The organism is Faucicola sp. SE7633, from assembly GCF_059264685.1.
On sequence record NZ_JCADBW010000034.1, the window covers coordinates 1 to 18,133 of the forward strand.

Sequence of the window (18,133 nt, forward strand, 5' to 3'; positions counted from 1 at the left end):
TTATGGCATGAATAAGGCTCGTCACCTTGGGTTAATGCAATTTCATACCAGTACTTTGCTTGCTAGCATAGTGCATAATTTAAAAACTGCCCTAGGCTTGAAGCGAAAATATGGGGTCGCTTAGGGTTATTGTGTCTGTTGGTTGGTAAAACTAGCCAATAGACGTTAATTTACGGCAATTTAGGAGGCTTTTATGCCAATTCGGTGACTTTCTTCACTTCTTTAACACCAATTCCAGTTTTTAGTTGAGTTTGAAATTGGTGTCGAGAGACGGTCGCTGGTTTGTGCAAAGGTCTCTTTAAAATGTTTGGGATTGAATATTAACAGACCTTAATGCGCGTCAATCAGTATTCACAAATTTTGCAACCACCCATCCAAGCCTTGTATTTTAGCCTTGTATTTAAGCCCTGTATTTTAGCCTCGTATTTAAGCCCTGTCGTCTTTTGACCTAATCCCACCACTTAGCCAAAGGCTATCGTGGGAAATCTTGGCGACCATCAAGCCAGCAAGTCCTGATATTCGGCGTGTTTTTGCATAAAATGGGCGACAAACGAACACGCAGGCACGACTTTTTTGCCATTTTGACGGGCATAGTCCAGCGCATGTTTGGCAAGTTGGCTGCCAATGCCTTGCCCTTCGATGGCAGGTGGCACGATGGTGTGGTCAAAAATCAGTTTTTCACCAGCGGTTTGGTAGCTTAAATAAGCGGTTGCGCCGTCTTGGGTCAGCTCAAAGCGTTGTGCGGCGGTGTTATGGGTGATGTTTGACATGATGTTTTCCTGATGTATCAACCTTGATGATTTGACTTGTGGCTAAATGAGCCACCAAGCGTGTGGCTAAGATAGCCCAAACTGAGAATAGCACAAATCAAGGCGCAACAAAACCTTGCCCATGCGTTGGCCAATCTGCGTCCAACCCTTGCCGCCAGGTTGCCCTTCTAGCAAGACAATGCGATAATAGCGCGTTTGTTGGCATGGCAGGTTACTTGATTTTTAGCCATTTTTCACCACATCAACGTTATTGATTTTACGTTTATTTTCAACCAATTCGCTTATATTTGACAAGGTACACATGGCACAATACATTTATACCATGAACAAGGTGTCCAAACTTGTTCCGCCCAAGCGCGAAATTCTCAAGGATATTTCGTTGTCATTTTTTCCAGGGGCCAAAATCGGCGTGTTAGGCTTAAATGGCGCAGGTAAATCCACCCTGCTACGCATCATGGCAGGCGTGGACAAGGACTACAACGGCGAGGCACGCGCCCAAACGGGTATCAAAGTCGGCTACTTGCCGCAAGAGCCACAGCTTGACCCCAACAAAGACGTGCGCGCCAACGTCGAGGATGGCTTACGCGAGCCCCTAGACGCGCTTGCGCGGCTTGATGAAATCTATGCTGAATATGCTGACCCCGACGCGGATTTTGACAAATTGGCGGCAGAACAAGGCAAGATGGAAGACATCATCCAAGCGTGGGACGCGCACAACCTCAACAATCAGCTAGAAAAAGCCGCCGACGCGCTGCGCCTGCCGCCATGGGATGCCGATGTCAGCAAGCTATCGGGTGGTGAAAAACGCCGCGTCGCCCTATGCCGCCTGCTGCTGTCAAAACCCGACATGCTGCTACTTGACGAGCCAACCAACCACTTAGACGCTGAGAGCGTGGCATGGCTTGAGCGGTTTTTAAAAGACTACAACGGCACGATTGTGGCGATTACCCACGACCGCTATTTCTTGGACAACGTTGCCGAGTGGATTTTGGAACTTGACCGCGGCTATGGCTACCCGTATCAAGGCAACTACACCGAATGGCTTGAGCAGAAAAACAAACGCCTAGAGCAAGAGCAAAAGCAAGAAGAAGCCTTTGCCAAAGCATTGAAACAAGAGCTTGAATGGGTGCGTAAAAACCAAAAAGGCCAGCAAGCCAAATCCAAGTCGCGTCTGCAACGTTTTGAGGAATTAAACTCCAAAGAATTCCAACAACGCAACGAGACCGCCGAAATTTATATTCCACCAGGTCCGCGCCTTGGTAATAAAGTGATTGAGGTCAAAAACATCTCTAAATCGTTTGGTGACCGCTTGCTGTATGAAAACCTGTCATTTACCGTACCGCCCATGGCGATTGTCGGGATTGTCGGGCCCAATGGCGCAGGTAAAACCACACTGTTTAACATGATTACAGGCAAAGACCAACCCGACACGGGCAGCGTTGAAGTCGGTGAGTCGGTCAAAGTGGCGTATGTTGGGCAGATTCGTGATGAGCTTGACGATAACAAAACCGTGTGGGAAGAGGTATCTGACGGCCTTGATATGATTACCGTTGGCGACTACACCACACCAAGTCGCGCGTATATCGGGCGTTTTAACTTCAAAGGACAAGACCAACAAAAACGCGTGGGCAGCTTATCGGGCGGTGAGCGCAACCGCTTGCAACTTGCCAAGACCTTAAAACAAGGCGCGAACGTGCTATTGCTTGACGAACCGTCAAACGATTTGGACGTAGAAACCTTGCGCGCACTAGAAGAAGCCGTCGAGGTATTCCCCGGTACGGTGATGGTGGTATCGCATGACCGCTGGTTTCTTGACCGCATCGCCACGCATATTTTGGCGTTTGAAGAAGAAGGCCCTGTGTGGTTTGATGGCAACTACTCAGACTACGAAGCGTACCGCAAAAAACAACTTGGCGATGACGCTGGCCCCAAACGCATGAAGTATAAAAAAATTGGTGGTTAAACGGTTGCGGTAAATACCCCAAACACCCAGGGACGCGGTTAAGTTAAGACTTAGCCGCGTTTTTTGTGCGCGATACGCCCGCCAATCACGGTACAGTTTTTTAAAGACAAAAAAATAAAAAGGATTTAATCGGGGGAATTAAATCCTTTGGGTGACAAGCTAAAGGTTATTGTCGTTATTCTCGCGTTGTTATTATTGTTATACTGCTATTATAAGTGGTTATTTTTAATGTTTTATATTTAAAACCGTGGTTATCATTATTAAATCTAGTCTCGCGCGGCGTTATACTTTGTTATCACGACGTGTTCAGAGTTTTGATAATCGGCTGCGCTTTGTTTTAAAGCTATGATACGTGCCCGATATGACAAATTGATGAAAATACACGCGTTTATTGCGCATGTTTTGTTAGCAAACCTTGCCGCAATTGCCCTAAAAATAACGCTGCGCAAAAATTTGCAATCTTACGCAAATTTTTTGCAAAAAAGGCTTGACGCAAGCGTAAAAATCTCTATAATACGCTCTCACAGACAACGCGGGTGGTTAGCTCAGTTGGTAGAGCATCTGCCTTACAAGCAGAGGGTCAGCGGTTCGATCCCGTTACCACCCACCATTATAGAGTGACAGCATCTATAGGGTAAATGGCTTTGATGGTACAAAGCAGCGTTGAAACATTTTTGCAGCGGTAGTTCAGTTGGTTAGAATACCGGCCTGTCACGCCGGGGGTCGCGGGTTCGAGTCCCGTCCGCTGCGCCATCTTAAAACCGACAGTATTTTTTAAAATATTAGCAGTTTATACGCCAAATCACCCCTGATTTGGCGTTTTTTTTGGCACAATTTTTGGCAAAATTTTAGAACATCCATGAAACTCACCAGCCCACGCCAGCGTCAAGGGGCGCATTTTGAGCAGCTTGCCTGTGATTATTTGCAGCGGCATGGCTTGCAGCCTGTTGCCAAAAACTGGCATTGTCCAAATGTGGGTGAGCTGGATTTGGTCATGCTTGCACCGCCGATGGCGCAAAATCAGCCGCCGTGTTTGGTGATTGTCGAGGTGCGTCAGCGCAAATCAAGCCGCTTTGGGACAGGGCCAGAGAGTGTCACACCGGCCAAACAGCGCAAGCTACTGGCAACCGCACAGGCATTTTTACAAGCGCATGATGAATTTGCTGGGTGTGAGGTGCGCTTTGATGTGGTAAGCTTTGATACCGCCCATGCTATCGAGGCGGCTTACTCCACGCCGCCCACGTGGATTGTTGCGGCGTTTATTGCCGATTCATAGCCGCGCCATCACACAAAACTTTGCCGCCTATCCGCCAAATATGCTATGCTAGTTAGCCAGTTTGCAGGATGTTTTTTTTCTTTATTTGATACAAATTTTCTAGGTTAAGCCCGATGAATGCCCAAGATTTGATTGCACTGCTGCGCCCGCATTTTCCCGATGCGCTGATTGAAGCCGCCAACCAAGGCAATAAATTTGATGTGCGTGTGGTTGATGACAGTTTTGCAGGCAAACGCCCTGTCGCGCGTCAGCAAGCCGTGCTGGCGTTGGTGAGTGATAAATTTGCCACGGGTGAGATTCACGCGCTTAATATCCAAGCGCTCACGCCCGATGAGTGGCAAAGCAAGCAAGGGGGCTAGTGTGGAGCGTTTAATCATTCAAGGTGGTACACGCGTGCAGGGTGAGGTGGTGATTTCTGGTGCGAAAAACGCTGCCTTGCCACTGCTTGCAGCGATGATTTTGGGCGAAACGCCATCGACTTTGACCAATGTGCCAACGCTCAAAGATGTGACGACGCTGGTTAAGCTGATTGCAGGCATGGGCATTGATATCCAAAAACATGGCGATACGGTGACGTGTGACACCTCAACCATCAGCAGCTTTTATGCGCCGTATGAGTTGGTCAAAACCATGCGCGCGTCGATTTTGGTGTTAGGGCCACTATTGGCACGCTTTGGGCAGGCAGAAGTGTCATTGCCGGGCGGCTGCGCGATTGGCTCACGTCCCGTGGATCAACACCTCAAAGCTTTAGAGGCGATGGGCGCACAAATCACGGTTGAAAACGGCTATGTCAAGGCGCACGCGCCCAATGGGCGTTTGCAAGGCTGTCATTTTACCTTTGATATGGTCACCGTTGGCGGTACTGAGAATACGCTGATGGCGGCAGTTTTGGCAGAGGGTACGACGCACCTAGAGAACTGCGCGCGTGAGCCTGAGGTGGTTGATTTGGCCAATATGCTGGTCAAAATGGGGGCAAAAATCGACGGTATTGGCACAGCTTATATGACCATCGAGGGCGTGGAGCGTTTGCACGGCTGCACATACAGTGTGGTGGCTGACCGTATCGAGACGGGTTCGTATTTGGCGTTGGCATTGATGACGGGTGGTGAGGTCACGGCAAAACGTACCGATGCCAGCCTCATGCAAGCGGTGCTCAAAAAATTCAGCGAAATGGGCGCGATTGTGACCACAGGTGAGGACTGGATCAATGTCAAAATGGACGGTCGTCCGCAAGCGGTTGATGTGCGCACGCTGCCGCACCCTGCTTTTCCCACCGATATGCAAGCGCAGTTGATGACGATTTGTGCCATTGCCGATGGGACAAGTACAATTATTGAGAATATTTTTGAAAATCGCTACATGCATGTGCCAGAGCTACAACGCATGGGGGCAAACATCCGTGTGGATGGGCATACCGCCGTGGTCAAAGGCGTAGAAAAACTCACCGCCGCGCCTGTGATGGCGACCGATTTGCGCGCGTCGATGTCGTTGGTCATGGCCGCAGTGGCAGCAGAGGGTGAAACGTGTATTGAGCGTATTTACCACATTGACCGCGGCTATGAGCACGTCGAGGACAAGCTGCGCGGTTTGGGTGTGCAAATCGAGCGCGTCAGTGAGGCACCATGAGGGCAACACCATGAGCGATACCTATCACGGCTTGACGCTTGCGCTGTCTAAAGGGCGCATTCTTAATGACACCTTGCCGCTGCTTGCCGATGCTGGCATTGCTTTGACCGAAGATGTTGAGGCTTCGCGTAAACTCATTTTTACCACCACTCATCCCGATGTGCGCGTGTTGATTTTGCGCGCCAGCGATGTGCCGACGTATGTCGAGCATGGCGCGGCAGATTTTGGTGTGGCAGGCAAAGATGTACTGCTTGAGCATGGTGCAAGCAATTTGTATGAGCTGCTAGACTTAAATATCGCCAAATGCCGTTTGATGACAGCAGGGGTCAAGGGGCAAGCCCTGCCCCAGCGTCGCTTGCGCATTGCCACCAAGTATGTCAATGTGGCGCGGCGGTATTTTGCCAGTCAAGGTAAGCAAGTGGATATCATTAAGCTCTACGGCTCGATGGAGCTTGCACCGCTGGTTGGTTTGGGTGATTTGATTGTTGATGTGGTGGATACAGGCAATACTTTACGCGCCAATGGGCTTGAACCACGTGACGAGATTTGTCGCGTGTCATCGCGTTTGATTGTCAATCAAGTCAGCTATAAGCGCAAATTTCCGCTATTTGCCCCTATTTTGCAGCAGCTACAAGACAGCGTCGAGCAGCGTAAATAAGCATCAACCAGCCAGCCGCTAGGCTAAAATTGTGTAAAGTTGTGTTTATAGGCTATCATCAAGCGTCACAAAAAAACCGCCTAGGTTATTAGGCGGTTTTTTGTTGGGCTTAGGCGTATTAGCGCAGCAAATTGACTTCGCCCAGCTCAATCAACTCATTGCCACGGCCGTTGAGCACAGCCTTCATCATATACAAGCCAAAGCCTTTGACTTGCTCAAGGTCAATGTGTGGTGGCATGATCAATTCTTGCGCTTCGGTGACAACATCGACCAAAACAGGACCTGGGTGGGCAAATGCCGCCTCAAGTGTCGGGCGCAAGTCTTTGGCATTTTCAACGCGGTAGCCTGTCAGCCCCATCGCTTGTGCCATCGCCGCAAAATTCGGGTTCTTTAAATCCACCGCGTAGTCAAGGTAGCCCATGGCTTTCATTTCAAGCTCAACAAAGCCTAAACTTGCGTTGTTGTGAACGATGATTTTGACAGGTAGTTGCATTTGTACCAAGGTCAAAAGCTCGCCCATCATCATGGTCAAACCACCATCACCCGACATACTGATGACTTGACGGTCTGGCGCGGCAGCTTGTGCGCCCATCGCTTGTAGCATAGCGTTTGCCATTGAGCCATGGTTAAATGATCCAAGCAAGCGGCGTTTGCCGTTCATTTTAAGATAACGCGCTGCCCAAACAACAGGTGAGCCAACATCGGCGGTGAAAATCGCATCATCATCTGCCAGCTCACTGACGACTTTCATAATATATTGTGGATGCAGTGGCTTGCCGTCATCGGTTGGGGTGGCAAGGTCATCCAAGCCTTGGCGCGCTTTGGCATAGTTATCTAGCGCATTATCCAAGAATGTGCGATCGGTGTTTTGCTCTAGACGTGGCAACAGTGCGGTTAGGGTTTCTTTAACATCTGCCAACACGCCCAGTGTAAGCGTCGTACGACGACCTAAGGCTTGCGGATTGACATCGACTTGAATAACGGTTTTACCTTTTGGATAGAACATACGATAAGGAAAATCCGTACCCAACATAAGCAAGGTATCGGCGTTCATCATCGCGTGATAGCCCGATGAAAAACCGATTAAGCCTGTCATACCGACATCATACGGATTGTCCCATTCTAGGTATTCTTTACCGCGAAAAGCGTGGACAATCGGCGCGTTGAGTTTGGCAGCCAAGGCAACGACTTCATCATGTGCGCCTGCACAGCCAGAACCTGCCAAGATGGTGACGTTTTTGTCACGGCTTAGCAATAGCTGCATGGTGGTTAGATCCTCTTCGGTTGGTACTACACGTGGCAAGCGTGGTGGCACCCACTCGCCTGCTTTGGGGTCTAGTACAGACCGCGTGCTGATATCCCCCGGTAGCACCAACACCGCCACGCCGCGCTGTCCCACGACGACGTTTAGCGCGCGTTGTAGCAGTTCTGGCATTTGTTTTTCACTGCTAATGAGCTCAACAAAATCGCTACATTCACGGAAAATCAGCTCAGGATGGGTTTCTTGAAAATAGTTTAAGCCGATTTCACTGGCTGGGATGTGTGAGGCAATCGCCAGCACAGGCACGTGGTTGCGCTTACAATCGTACAAGCCATTGATTAAATGCAAATTACCAGGGCCGCTACTGCCTGCACACACGGCAATTTTACCCGTAATAGCGGCATCCGCGCCTGCGGCAAATGCCGCGCTCTCCTCGTGACGTACATGCATCCAACGGATGCGCCCGTCACGGCGGATACTGTCATTAAAACCGTTGAGGCTGTCGCCCGTAATCGCCCAAATGCGCTCTACGCCTGCATCGGCAAGCGTTTTGACCAATAAATCGGCAATCGAGAATGCTGACATGGAATTATCCTTGTGTTGTGGTTGGTTACATACTTAAAAAATTTTTGTCAAAGCGGTGGCAACATGGCTTTATCGGTTGGGTGGGTATCCACGCCTTTTCGTCATGCAAAAGTCATACGGTTTATTGCGTGATGGTTGGATAGTGCTAGCCACCACGACCAAACGCTAGATTTTGGCTGATGCCCAGTTGTGTGACCCATTTTGTTTGGGATAAATTTTATCGCCAGTGGCTAGGTGAATCTGTAGTATAGTAGTATATTAGCCAATGAAGTTTGCAAATTTTTGTCAAGGAATGTGAAAAAATGCGTGTGTTGTCTAGCCAAAGTCCTAATTTTGCTGACCAGCTGACCGAGCTGTTGGCGTTTGATAGCGTGACCGATACCCAAGTGGTGCAAGCGGTGGACGACATCATTGCGCAGGTGCGCCGTGACGGTGATGCGGCGGTGTTGGCATTGACGCAGCAATTTGACCGCCACCCTGCCACCCAGATGGCGCAGTTGCAGCTATCGCCCGACGCACTCAAACGGGCGTTTGATGCGTTGGACGCGGCCGTCAAAGACGCGCTCACGCTTGCCGCTGAGCGGATTTTTGATTTTCATCAACGCCAATTACAGCACAGTTGGACGTATCAAGACGCTTTGGGCAACACACTTGGGCAACAGGTGACCGCGCTAGATAGCGTTGGTATCTATGTACCCGGTGGATTGGCAAGCTATCCGTCATCGGTGCTGATGAACGCGATCCCTGCCAAGGTGGCAGGCGTTGGGCGTATCGTCATGGTTGTGCCTGCCCCCGATGGCAAGCTTAACCCCTTGGTGCTGGCGGCGGCGCATGTGGCAGGCGTTGATACCGTGTTTACCATCGGTGGGGCGCAAGCGGTGGCGGCGTTGGCGTATGGCACGGCAAGCATTGCACGCGTGGATAAAATCACAGGCCCTGGTAATAAATACGTCGCGGCTGCCAAACGCGCGGTGTTTGGGCAAGTGGGTATTGATATGATAGCCGGGCCGTCTGAGGTGCTGGTATATGCGGAGGGCGCGCCTGCCGACCGCGCCGACTGGTTGGCGATGGATTTGTTGTCACAAGCCGAACATGACACGGTGGCGCAAGCGATCTTTGTTACCACCAGCCAAACGCTGCTAGACGCGGTGCAACACGCAATCGAGCGCGCGTTGGCAACGCTGCCCAAAGCGGATATTGCGCGCACTTCAACGGCGGCGCGTGGGGCGTTAATTTTGGTGCGTGACCGTGCCGAGGCGGTGCAAGTGATTAACCAAGTCGCGCCCGAGCATTTAGAGTTGTCGATTGATGACCCCGAGGCGATGGCGGGCGCTATCCGTCACGCAGGGGCAATCTTTATGGGGCGTTATACCCCCGAGGCGATTGGCGACTATTGCGCAGGCGCGAACCATGTGTTGCCGACATCGGGCACAGCGCGGTTTAGCTCACCGCTTGGCGTGTATGATTTTCAAAAAAAATCGTCCCTCATCCATTGCACGCGCGATGGGGCGCAGCAGTTGGCGCGTACGGCAGATATTTTGGCACAGCATGAAAACTTGATGGCACATGCCTTGTCGGCACGGTATCGGGTGGATAACGCCTAAGCGTTTGGGGTGGCTCACTAGCAGGCTGGTCGGGTGACGCGGTTTTGCTCGACAGTTGGTCAAATCGATTGCGCGTTTGCCGCCCGTTTTTATAGTGGTTATTTTAACGCGCCTTTATTTTGATGTGCCTTTATATTAACATACCTTTAAATACTGCAAACGAATGATAACAATTTGTTTGCTGACATCACAAAACGTTGTGGTATGCTAATGCCAATTTTTGTGATTTATCGCCGTATTATCTTATAAAAACTTACCAACCCCTGCAATTTTCTACGACCATTTGCCGACATGATTGAACTTCTGACCGACCCATCCGCTTGGTTGGGTCTTGCCACATTGGTGGTGCTTGAGCTGGTGCTGGGCATTGACAATCTGGTATTTATCGCGATTTTAGCCAACAAACTACCGCCCAAACAACGCAACAAAGCACGCAACGTTGGCTTAATGTTGGCGTTGATTACTCGGCTGTTTTTGCTGTCCATCATGTCGTGGCTGATCACGCTGACGGATCCGATTGTCAGCTTTGGGCGTTTTGATTTTTCGCTGCGTGATTTGATTTTGATTGTCGGTGGATTTTTCTTGTTGTTTAAGGCAACCGCCGAGCTGCATGAACGCCTTGAGGGCAAGCCTGTGCAAACAGGCGGCAACCAGGTACACGCAAGCTTTGCTGCGGTGGTGACACAAATCGTCATTTTGGATGCGGTGTTCTCGTTTGATGCGGTGATTACGGCCGTTGGCATGGTCAAACAACTGCCGATCATGATGGCGGCGGTGGTGATTGCCATGTGTATCATGGTGCTGGCATCAAAGGCGCTCACTGAGTTTGTCGGTCGTCACCCCACTGTGGTGATCTTGTGTCTAAGCTTTTTGTTAATGATCGGCTTTAGCTTGATTGTCGAGGGCTTAGGCTTTCATATTCCCAAAGGTTATCTATACGCTGCCATTGGGTTTTCAATCCTCATCGAGGCGTTTAATCAATTTGCGATTCGTAACCGCACCCGCTACGAAAACCAAATCCCACTGCGTGACCGCACGGCAGATGCGATTTTACGCCTCATGGGTGGTAAGACACAAGAAGTCAGCGAGGATGAAGAAACGCCTACACCGTTTGATGTCGATAGCCTGCCATTTGCCGAAGAAGAGCGCTATATGATTAGCGGTGTGTTGGCACTCAATGACCGTGATGTGCAAACCATCATGACCCCACGTGCCGAGATCTCTTGGGTCAATATCAACGCCAGCCGTGAGGATATCCGCCATCAGCTGCTTGATACACCGCACAGCCTGTTTCCTGTCTGCCGTGACAATATCGATAAGGTGCTTGGGGTGGTACGCGCCAAAGATATTTTAAATGTGCTTGCACAAGATACCACCCCTCTAGAAGCCGCTATCAAGCCGCTACTGGCCAAGCAACAACCCGTGTTTGTGTCTGAAAACATCGACAACCTTAAACTGCTTAATATGCTTAAAAATGCCAAGGGCAATTTGGCGATGGTGATTGATGAATACGGGCAAGTGGCAGGCTTGGTCACACCGCTGGATGTGCTTGAGGCGATTGCAGGCGAATTTCCCGATGAAGACGAAACGCCCGAAATCATGCGCCAAGACGATGCTTGGATCGTCGAGGGCACGGCAAGTTTGTCTCAGCTGCGGTTGGAGCTCAACGAGCCTGATTTGCTGATGGATGCCGAGCAGCTCACCATCGGCGGCTATATGATTGCTAAGCTTAGCGACATGCCCGAGGTCAATCAAAGCGTGACCGCTGATGGCTATCGCTTTACTATTTTGCAAACCACACCGACGCGAATTACATTGGTTAAAGTTGAACCTGTTTTGATGGCGATATCAGACGCTGATTAAATATCGCTGATTCAATATTTTGATTGCTTAATGGTTAAAAAGGTTGGTTCATGCACCAACCTTTTTTAGCCTTAAAAAAAACTAGCCATTATTTTTTGGCATTGGCCTTGGTGACCTTAACGTCAATCAAGTATTTGCCGCGTAACTGCTCAAACGCATCACCACTGGTCGGTGTGGGATATACCGCATCCAATGCCACATCATAACCTGCAAATACCACGTCACGATCAAGTTTTAACCCTTCGCGCAAGTCCCCCATTGACAAATCCACGGTTTTTGTTGCCAAATTGGCGTTGGTTTGGTTGGGAATCAGCTGCAAACGCGCGGTGACATTGCCTGCCCAAATGCATTGCCCTGTCAAGGCGCAGCGGTCATCGGCGATGACTTGCTCAAACTTAATGGCAAATGGCGCGTCAGGCACGGCAACGGTTTGCCCTTCACGCAAGCGCACGCGGTTATTGGCAGGCGGCAACGCAGGATAGGTATCGGCAGGTGTGGCATTTTGTAAGCGTGCAGGCGCGTTATTTTTTGGTGTATGGTCTTTGGACGACTGGCAACCCGTCAAAACAACAGCCGCCGCCAGTGTGATGGTCGCCGACAAGCGAGTGAGCGAAAAAATTTTATGTTTCATCGTGATGCACCTAGGCAAATAATAAATTTAAAAAAAATTGCGATTGGCTACACACCGATTTTAACCCAAAATGCCTTAAACATCAGCAAAAAAACGCCGCAAGCCTTGTAACAATAAATCGGGCGCAATCACGGGCGTGGGCGCAAGCGTTGGATCAAGTTGCGCTACCACCACAGGCGCGTCACCGCCTGTTAAAATCAAAGCAAAGCCTGTGTATTGGCGTTGTACTTCATGAATTGCCCCTACCACTGACAACAAAATGCCATGTTGCACCGCCTGCTCTGTGTTTTGTCCACAAGCAATGCTGTCGAAACTGGCACTAACTTGCCCAATTTGGCGCGTGCCTGAATACAACGCCGAGCGCTGCAAGTGAATACTGGGAAAAATATAACCGCCCATATGCCGCCCACAATCAATCAAATCAATCGTCAATGCTGTGCCACAACCAACGATACATTGGCGCGCGCTGGCATCGACCGCACCAAGCATCTGTAGCCAACGGTCTACACCCAGCTGGCGCGCATCATACGCGCTTTGCATCAAGGGGTGGGCAGCATTGACCTGCGCAAACTCAAACGGCACGCCAAGCTGGCTAAGGCAGTGGCTAACCTGTGTATTCACCGCCTGCCCAAGCACCGACGACACGCCGATAAAAGCAGGTGCCAAACGTTCAAAACGATACACCAGACCGCGCAACAGCTCGGCAGGGGCTTGTAAGTGCTGTTCTGCGGCATGGTCAAGTAGCTGCCCGTGGGCGTCGGTTAGCCAGTATTTAAGCCGCGTATTGCCCAAATCCAGCCAAAGTTTGGTGGTTGCGTGATTGGTAGCAGTGGCGTTTAGCATACGACAGGCGGTGTCAGGCATACAGTGTTTTATCCTAAAAATTTTGTAAACTTGCGCTGGTATTTTAATCCAGCCCTGTGAAAAATGCTTAACATCTTTTTGTCTTAGCTATCGGTTCAGCTATTTTCAATCACACTTAAGCATGCGCCTATTTAAAACGCTTTAAAACGCCCACATAAGCCTGCGACTTTAAAAGCCATTGACAGGCTAAAGACAATTTAGCCGCTGTAAATCAACTTATAAAATAAATTTAAAAAAATTTAAAAATTGTGGCAAAAAATTGGTGGAAATCGCGTTAATTCTATGAGCCACACAATTGCTTAACCACCTAAACCTCTAACACACGCACGCGCCCGTTCCAAATGCGTGTGATGGGCGCACGATTGCCACTGTCTGCCAAGCGTATCTGCAAGCAGCCTGCTGCGTCAATGCCCTGCCCCACGCCAACCATCGGCGGTGCGTCGCCTTGCGTTGGCCACACCTGTACGCGCTTGCCAAACAGCAAATCTACCGCGGCAAATTGTTGGCAAAAGGCTTGCACGGCTTGGCTATCATACAATCCATTAAACTGCGCTATCGCTACCGCCAGTGCACCATCAACGGCTTGCGCCAATTTTGCCAATGGCGGCAACTGCTGAGCAGGCAAGACATCTGCCAAAGCGACGGCGCGGTAATCGATGGCGGTTTGCTGCGGCAAAACAGGCGCGTGGGCAAGATTGATGCCCACCCCCACCACAACGCCCAGCATTTTGCCATCGGCGGTGACAGGCTCAAGCAAAATTCCTGCCAATTTGCAAAAATCCGCGCCAATGTACCAACCGATATCATTGACCCATTTGACCCCAAGTGGGCTTGCGGCACTGTGGTGGCGTGTGGTCGCAATGCCTTTATTGGCCAACATCTGCGCCAGCTGATAACCCACGCACAGCGACAGCCGCCCATCAAGCGGTCGCGCCAATGCTAAGCCTGTGTGGCGTGCGGCATCATCGGCATAGCCTTGACTTGGGATGTATAACGAATAGTACAAATTGCCCTGTGGAGATTGCCATGTGCGCCCGTGCTGCCCACGCCCTGCGCGTTGGCAGTCTGCCGTCAGGCGATATGGGCGCGCGTAATGCGGCTGGGCTTGCCAGTCCATGGCCGCATGTGGCGTGTTATGGCCTACGCCACCGACCTGCCGAAAACTGGCAAGCATGGCATTTATCAGTTGGCTGTTGGTGGAGTCCGTTACGCTGAGGTGCTGCTGGCAAATCTTGGCGGTTGGCATGGTCTTTTAACAACTTTAACAATTTTAACAAATCAGGCAAACGTCGGCACAGTTTGGCATTTTGGGTTTGCTATCATACGCCAGTTTGCTGCCAAATGCTTAACAACACAGCTTTAAACCTGTCGGGTTACGCCAAACCCTTCATCATACCGCCACTGTGCAGGCGGTTGGTTATCTGCGCTGCCGTATAAGGTTAAAGCGATTTGACAGCCTTTGCCGATATCAATACCAAAACGCTGGCATTGCTCAACCATTTGCTGCGGTGACAGATACAGCCACGCTTGCGGACAAGCAGGCTGCACAATCGGTTGGGTGAAGTCACGACTATAATCTTGCCAAGACGCTGTCGCCAAATACCCTCGCCCGTCAAAGGCATTGATGTATTTTTCGATGCGTAAATCGGCGTTGGTTGCCTGCTCGGTGAGGCAGGCAGGCTGCATACGGTACAAGGCTTGGTACTGGCTATCACGCAAGGGCGTAAAGGTTTGGTACAGCTGCTCGGTCATCAAGCTACTGGTGACATCATCGGTCGAAAACAGTGCCATATGATTGGGGTCGTCTTGTGGATAAAAATACTGCTGACAAAAGCCTGCTATTTCATCATCGTCATTACGGGCAAACGCGCAGGCGGCGGTATCAAAGCGCAGCCGTGCGTCAATGACTAGCCGATTATCCTGCCACGGCAACAACGCCGCCAAATTATGCGTCTGGTAGTGTTTATTGGCGTTGGTATAGCCTTCATAACCAGGGTATTGAAACGCAGGTTTTGAGGATTGCCCAAGTTGCTCGTTTTTGCAATGCCGATAGTTGTACTGCGGAATGATGATGTTGGGCGCGCTGATGGGGTCGCGGCGATGGCGATTGACCCGCCCTGCCGTCTGGACAATGGATTGCACGCTCGATGCGTCAATCACCGCCCAATCAAAATCATGGTCGCGCCCAACCTCCTCAACAGGCGTGGCAATGACGATAAACGGCACATCCGCGTGTGGACTTGCCGCCAGCAAGCGTTGGATATCAGCGTCTTGCTCGATGGTCTCATTGCCCGTTGGGCGTTTTTTGGCGGTTTTGTGGCGGCTTAGCAGGGTGTCTAGGCGCTGTTCTTTATAAAAACGGTTGATGCGCCAGTCGTTGGCATGATAGCAAGCAATGCGTGCGTGTTGCCAGTGTTTGGCAAAGTAATGCGCCAATTGCACAGCGTGGGCGATATTGGCGACGCGTACCAAACCAAACGACAACCGTTTTGCTGAGCTTTTGCCACACCATGCGTGGCGCGTGTGCAAGGTCTGCGCGGCGGTCAAAACCGCGTGTTGCCACGCGCTGATATTTTGTGCCGCCAAAGGCTGTAGCTCGGCTAAACGGTACACGGGCTTTTGTGCCAAAACCTGTTGCAGCGCGTCCAGATGGGTTTGGTAAATCTCACCAAAGGTCGGTGCGCCGTCGGACGCAGCAGGGTCTATGAACTGCTGCCAGATGTTTGGCTTGACCTCGTTATCTATGATGGCAATGCCAAAGCTTGCGCGATTTTGGTTGGCGTTTGGTGGTGGCGTTGGGTCAGCGGTTTGGTCGGCCGCTTGGTCGGGGTTGGGGTTTGGGCTAACGTTTGCGCTTGGCGGCTGCTTGAGCGCGTGGCGCATGGCAATGCCCGACGCGTACGCCTGCTGCACGCTGATGGCGATGGGTTTTGACAGCGTTGCCGATGAGCAAATCACGTGCCGCCCGTACATGCCTGCCAGCTGCACCAGTCGCAAGACCGCCATCAAGGCCTTGGGGTCATAGCTGTCAATTTCATCTAAGATCAAATCACTGCTGATAAGGCGCAGCAATGCCTTGACGTGATGCCCCTGTCTGTGCGGTTCACCTGCGGCAATCAAGTAGTCAATGGTCGAAACCAACAGCGGCGTTGCCAATAAGGTCTTGCCATCGTGGTCGATGCGCGTGCCGCGTTTGGTGGTTGTTTCATATAACGGATTGAGCCACGCAGGCAAATCGTAATCCTCGCCTTTGGCATCAAACATCGGTTCGGGTGGGTTTTCGTCATCATCGATGCCTTGGTTGGACTGGGCTTTGGCAAATAGTTCTTGGGTGATGTCATCGCCAATCACCACCGCCAGTTCATCGTCCGATAGGTTCATGGATTGTTTGAGTGACTCGCCCGTCTGTAGGGTCAAAGAACGTAAGTTTAAGGCAATGCAAATCCGTGGGTCATCGGGGCGCAGTGTGCAAGCGGCGCGTAGGTTCATTCGCGTTTTGCCGCTGCCTGTTGCCGCGATGTTAAACACCAACATTGGCAAATCGGGGTGTTTGCCGCTAACTGTCTGCAAGGCATTGCCTGCGATGTTTTGCCAACCAAAATACGGGCTTTGGGTGGGTGCTTTGATAAATTCTACCGTTTGCTGGCACAGCCCTGCTAGGTTTAAATCGGTCATCATTTGGCAGGCGATACGGCTGGCACGCTCGCCCACTTGCTGCAGATGCCATGCCAATGGCTGATTTTGTACCCGTTTGCCATCAAGATAGCAGGTGTTGGCAAACAGTGCGGTTTGGGCAGGTGTGCCATCGGTGTAGCGTATGGCAGAGATGGTGTGGTCAGCGTGAATCAGCGCGTTGCGTGCGTGTAGGCTCAATGCCTTGTAGTACACTTTATCGGCATTGCCAGGTAGCAGGTGGGCAAGCCGCGCCATGCGTTTTTGGTAGCTGGCAAAGATACTTGGCGGCAAATCGCCTGCGCAGGTAAGCTGCTCAGCACGCGGCAAAGTCTTGCGGACATGCTTTGTGTCATCGGGGGGGCTGGCAAATTCTTTGGGATTGTCCGCACCCAGCAAGCCATGGTGGGTCACTATCAGATAATCCACCGCTTCTTCTTGACTGGCCACGCCGTCATCAACGTCAGCGATTTTGCCTAACGTTAGAATATTGCGGGTTGGGTCATTCGGCAGGTGTTGCCATGCCGCTTGCCAGTTCCAGCCATTGCGGCGCAGCTGTTGCAGCAGTTTAATCGATAGCCATTCATGGCGGATGTCATCGGCAACGATGGTTTGGGCTTGGGCAGGTGATAGCTTGCGTTGAAAGTGCTGTGAGGCTTTGCCGATATCGTGCATGTCACCTGCCGCGCCTGCCAGCAAGCTGGCGGCTCGTACCCATGGCTCAACTTGACGGGCGCGGTGTGGGCGTTGGGTTGAGGCAACGGGGTATGCGCCTGTGCTGTTAAAACGATGCTTAGCCCCGACGACCCACGCCAGCTTCATGCGGCGCATACCGTGGTTGATGTAGGCGGCAACGGCGGTTTGTCGGGTGATGCCTTTTTGCTTGAGGGCGCGACGCACATCGGCTAAGCCTTCCATGGTCATTGGGGCTTGCCATGTGCTATGCCCTGTGCGAATGGCGTAGCTATCCAATACGGCACGGGTTTTTTTGAGGGCTTTTTTTTCACAAGCAGAAATAAAAATGACGTGCATGGTTTTATCTTTTACAGAAAAATTCAATACGCTCACTATAAGAGACCTTTGCACAAACCAGCGACCATCTCTCGACACCAATTTCAAACTCAACTAAAAACTGGAATTGGTGTTAAAGAAGTGAAGAAAGTCACCGAATTGGCATAAAAGCCTCCTAAATTGCCGTAAATTAACGTCTATTGGCTAGTTTTACCAACCGATAGACACAATAACCCTAAGCGACCCCATATTTTCGCTTCAAGCCTAGGGCAGTTTTTAAATTATGCACTATGCTAGCAAGCAAAGTACTGGTATGAAATTGCATTAACCCAAGGTGACGAGCCTTATT

Annotated in this window: 13 protein-coding genes, 2 tRNA genes and 2 pseudogenes; 10 read left to right on the top strand and 7 right to left on the bottom strand. The window is 50.9% G+C overall.

The features are described from left to right. Positions 1–124: pseudogene (locus AC5L4R_RS09745) on the top strand (IS5/IS1182 family transposase); the annotation flags it as partial. Positions 125–497: 373 nt separating this feature from the next. Here the strand turns inward: AC5L4R_RS09745 and AC5L4R_RS09750 are convergent. After that, positions 498–770: a GNAT family N-acetyltransferase gene (locus AC5L4R_RS09750; RefSeq protein WP_494473703.1), complete on the bottom strand. Its 273-nt coding sequence runs from the start codon at positions 768–770 to the stop codon at positions 498–500. A gap of 301 nt (positions 771–1,071) precedes the next feature. Here AC5L4R_RS09750 and ettA point away from each other — a divergent pair, with 301 nt between their 5' ends. From ettA to hisG, 7 genes are all read left to right on the top strand, one after another. Then, entirely contained in the window at positions 1,072–2,733 is a 1,662-nt protein-coding gene (gene ettA / locus AC5L4R_RS09755; RefSeq protein WP_494473704.1) for an energy-dependent translational throttle protein EttA, read from the top strand. A 534-nt stretch (positions 2,734–3,267) separates the two neighbouring features. Continuing rightward, positions 3,268–3,343 (top strand) — tRNA-Val (locus tag AC5L4R_RS09760). 66 nt (positions 3,344–3,409) lie between these two features. Beyond that, a tRNA-Asp gene (locus AC5L4R_RS09765) sits at positions 3,410–3,486 on the top strand. 106 nt (positions 3,487–3,592) lie between these two features. Then, positions 3,593–4,009, top strand: a complete 417-nt coding sequence (locus AC5L4R_RS09770; RefSeq protein ID WP_494473705.1) for a YraN family protein — start codon at positions 3,593–3,595, stop codon at positions 4,007–4,009. A gap of 113 nt (positions 4,010–4,122) precedes the next feature. Further along, the gene (locus AC5L4R_RS09775) at positions 4,123–4,368 is read left to right on the top strand and encodes a BolA family protein (protein ID WP_494473706.1); all 246 of its coding nucleotides are present in this window, start codon (positions 4,123–4,125) and stop codon (positions 4,366–4,368) included. A gap of 1 nt (position 4,369) precedes the next feature. After that, positions 4,370–5,635, top strand: coding sequence for a UDP-N-acetylglucosamine 1-carboxyvinyltransferase (gene murA, locus AC5L4R_RS09780; RefSeq protein WP_494473707.1), 1,266 nt, complete (start codon positions 4,370–4,372; stop codon positions 5,633–5,635). A 10-nt stretch (positions 5,636–5,645) separates the two neighbouring features. Next, on the top strand, positions 5,646–6,293 hold the full coding sequence (gene hisG, locus AC5L4R_RS09785) for an ATP phosphoribosyltransferase (RefSeq protein WP_494473708.1): 648 nt from the start codon (positions 5,646–5,648) through the stop codon (positions 6,291–6,293). 118 nt (positions 6,294–6,411) lie between these two features. Here the strand turns inward: hisG and poxB are convergent, their stop codons facing one another. Next, the gene (gene poxB / locus AC5L4R_RS09790; protein ID WP_494473709.1) at positions 6,412–8,139 is read right to left on the bottom strand and encodes a ubiquinone-dependent pyruvate dehydrogenase; all 1,728 of its coding nucleotides are present in this window, start codon (positions 8,137–8,139) and stop codon (positions 6,412–6,414) included. 302 nt (positions 8,140–8,441) lie between these two features. Between poxB and hisD the strand changes: the two genes are divergently transcribed. Both hisD and AC5L4R_RS09800 read left to right on the top strand, forming a co-directional pair. Beyond that, the gene (hisD, locus tag AC5L4R_RS09795) at positions 8,442–9,743 is read left to right on the top strand and encodes a histidinol dehydrogenase (protein WP_494473710.1); all 1,302 of its coding nucleotides are present in this window, start codon (positions 8,442–8,444) and stop codon (positions 9,741–9,743) included. Between the two features lie 291 nt (positions 9,744–10,034). Beyond that, positions 10,035–11,606: a TerC family protein gene (locus tag AC5L4R_RS09800; RefSeq protein WP_494473711.1), complete on the top strand. Its 1,572-nt coding sequence runs from the start codon at positions 10,035–10,037 to the stop codon at positions 11,604–11,606. An 88-nt stretch (positions 11,607–11,694) separates the two neighbouring features. Here AC5L4R_RS09800 and AC5L4R_RS09805 read toward each other — a convergent pair whose 3' ends face one another. The 5 genes and pseudogenes from AC5L4R_RS09805 to AC5L4R_RS09825 form a co-directional block, all read right to left on the bottom strand. After that, the gene (locus AC5L4R_RS09805) at positions 11,695–12,237 is read right to left on the bottom strand and encodes a hypothetical protein (protein ID WP_494473712.1); all 543 of its coding nucleotides are present in this window, start codon (positions 12,235–12,237) and stop codon (positions 11,695–11,697) included. A 75-nt stretch (positions 12,238–12,312) separates the two neighbouring features. Continuing rightward, complete coding sequence (locus tag AC5L4R_RS09810; RefSeq protein WP_494473713.1) at positions 12,313–13,101, bottom strand: type III pantothenate kinase; 789 nt, start codon at positions 13,099–13,101, stop codon at positions 12,313–12,315. A gap of 307 nt (positions 13,102–13,408) precedes the next feature. Beyond that, positions 13,409–14,347, bottom strand: a complete 939-nt coding sequence (locus AC5L4R_RS09815; RefSeq protein ID WP_494473714.1) for a biotin--[acetyl-CoA-carboxylase] ligase — start codon at positions 14,345–14,347, stop codon at positions 13,409–13,411. A gap of 113 nt (positions 14,348–14,460) precedes the next feature. Then, complete coding sequence (gene cas3f / locus AC5L4R_RS09820) at positions 14,461–17,805, bottom strand: type I-F CRISPR-associated helicase Cas3f (protein WP_494473715.1); 3,345 nt, start codon at positions 17,803–17,805, stop codon at positions 14,461–14,463. A gap of 214 nt (positions 17,806–18,019) precedes the next feature. Beyond that, positions 18,020–18,133, bottom strand: a pseudogene (locus tag AC5L4R_RS09825) (IS5/IS1182 family transposase); the annotation flags it as partial.

Excerpts from the sequence above, each read along its gene's own strand:
- AC5L4R_RS09775 (WP_494473706.1), top strand. The coding sequence starts at position 4,123 with ATGAATGCCCAAGATTTGATTGCACTGCTGCGCCCGCATTTTCCCGAT.
- AC5L4R_RS09750 (WP_494473703.1), bottom strand. The coding sequence starts at position 770 with ATGTCAAACATCACCCATAACACCGCCGCACAACGCTTTGAGCTGACC.
- AC5L4R_RS09770 (WP_494473705.1), top strand. The coding sequence starts at position 3,593 with ATGAAACTCACCAGCCCACGCCAGCGTCAAGGGGCGCATTTTGAGCAG.
- ettA (WP_494473704.1), top strand. The coding sequence starts at position 1,072 with ATGGCACAATACATTTATACCATGAACAAGGTGTCCAAACTTGTTCCG.
- AC5L4R_RS09815 (WP_494473714.1), bottom strand. The coding sequence starts at position 14,347 with ATGCCAACCGCCAAGATTTGCCAGCAGCACCTCAGCGTAACGGACTCC.
- AC5L4R_RS09805 (WP_494473712.1), bottom strand. The coding sequence starts at position 12,237 with ATGAAACATAAAATTTTTTCGCTCACTCGCTTGTCGGCGACCATCACA.
- AC5L4R_RS09800 (WP_494473711.1), top strand. The coding sequence starts at position 10,035 with ATGATTGAACTTCTGACCGACCCATCCGCTTGGTTGGGTCTTGCCACA.
- AC5L4R_RS09810 (WP_494473713.1), bottom strand. The coding sequence starts at position 13,101 with ATGCCTGACACCGCCTGTCGTATGCTAAACGCCACTGCTACCAATCAC.
- poxB (WP_494473709.1), bottom strand. The coding sequence starts at position 8,139 with ATGTCAGCATTCTCGATTGCCGATTTATTGGTCAAAACGCTTGCCGAT.
- hisG (WP_494473708.1), top strand. The coding sequence starts at position 5,646 with ATGAGCGATACCTATCACGGCTTGACGCTTGCGCTGTCTAAAGGGCGC.
- cas3f (WP_494473715.1), bottom strand. The coding sequence starts at position 17,805 with ATGCACGTCATTTTTATTTCTGCTTGTGAAAAAAAAGCCCTCAAAAAA.
- hisD (WP_494473710.1), top strand. The coding sequence starts at position 8,442 with ATGCGTGTGTTGTCTAGCCAAAGTCCTAATTTTGCTGACCAGCTGACC.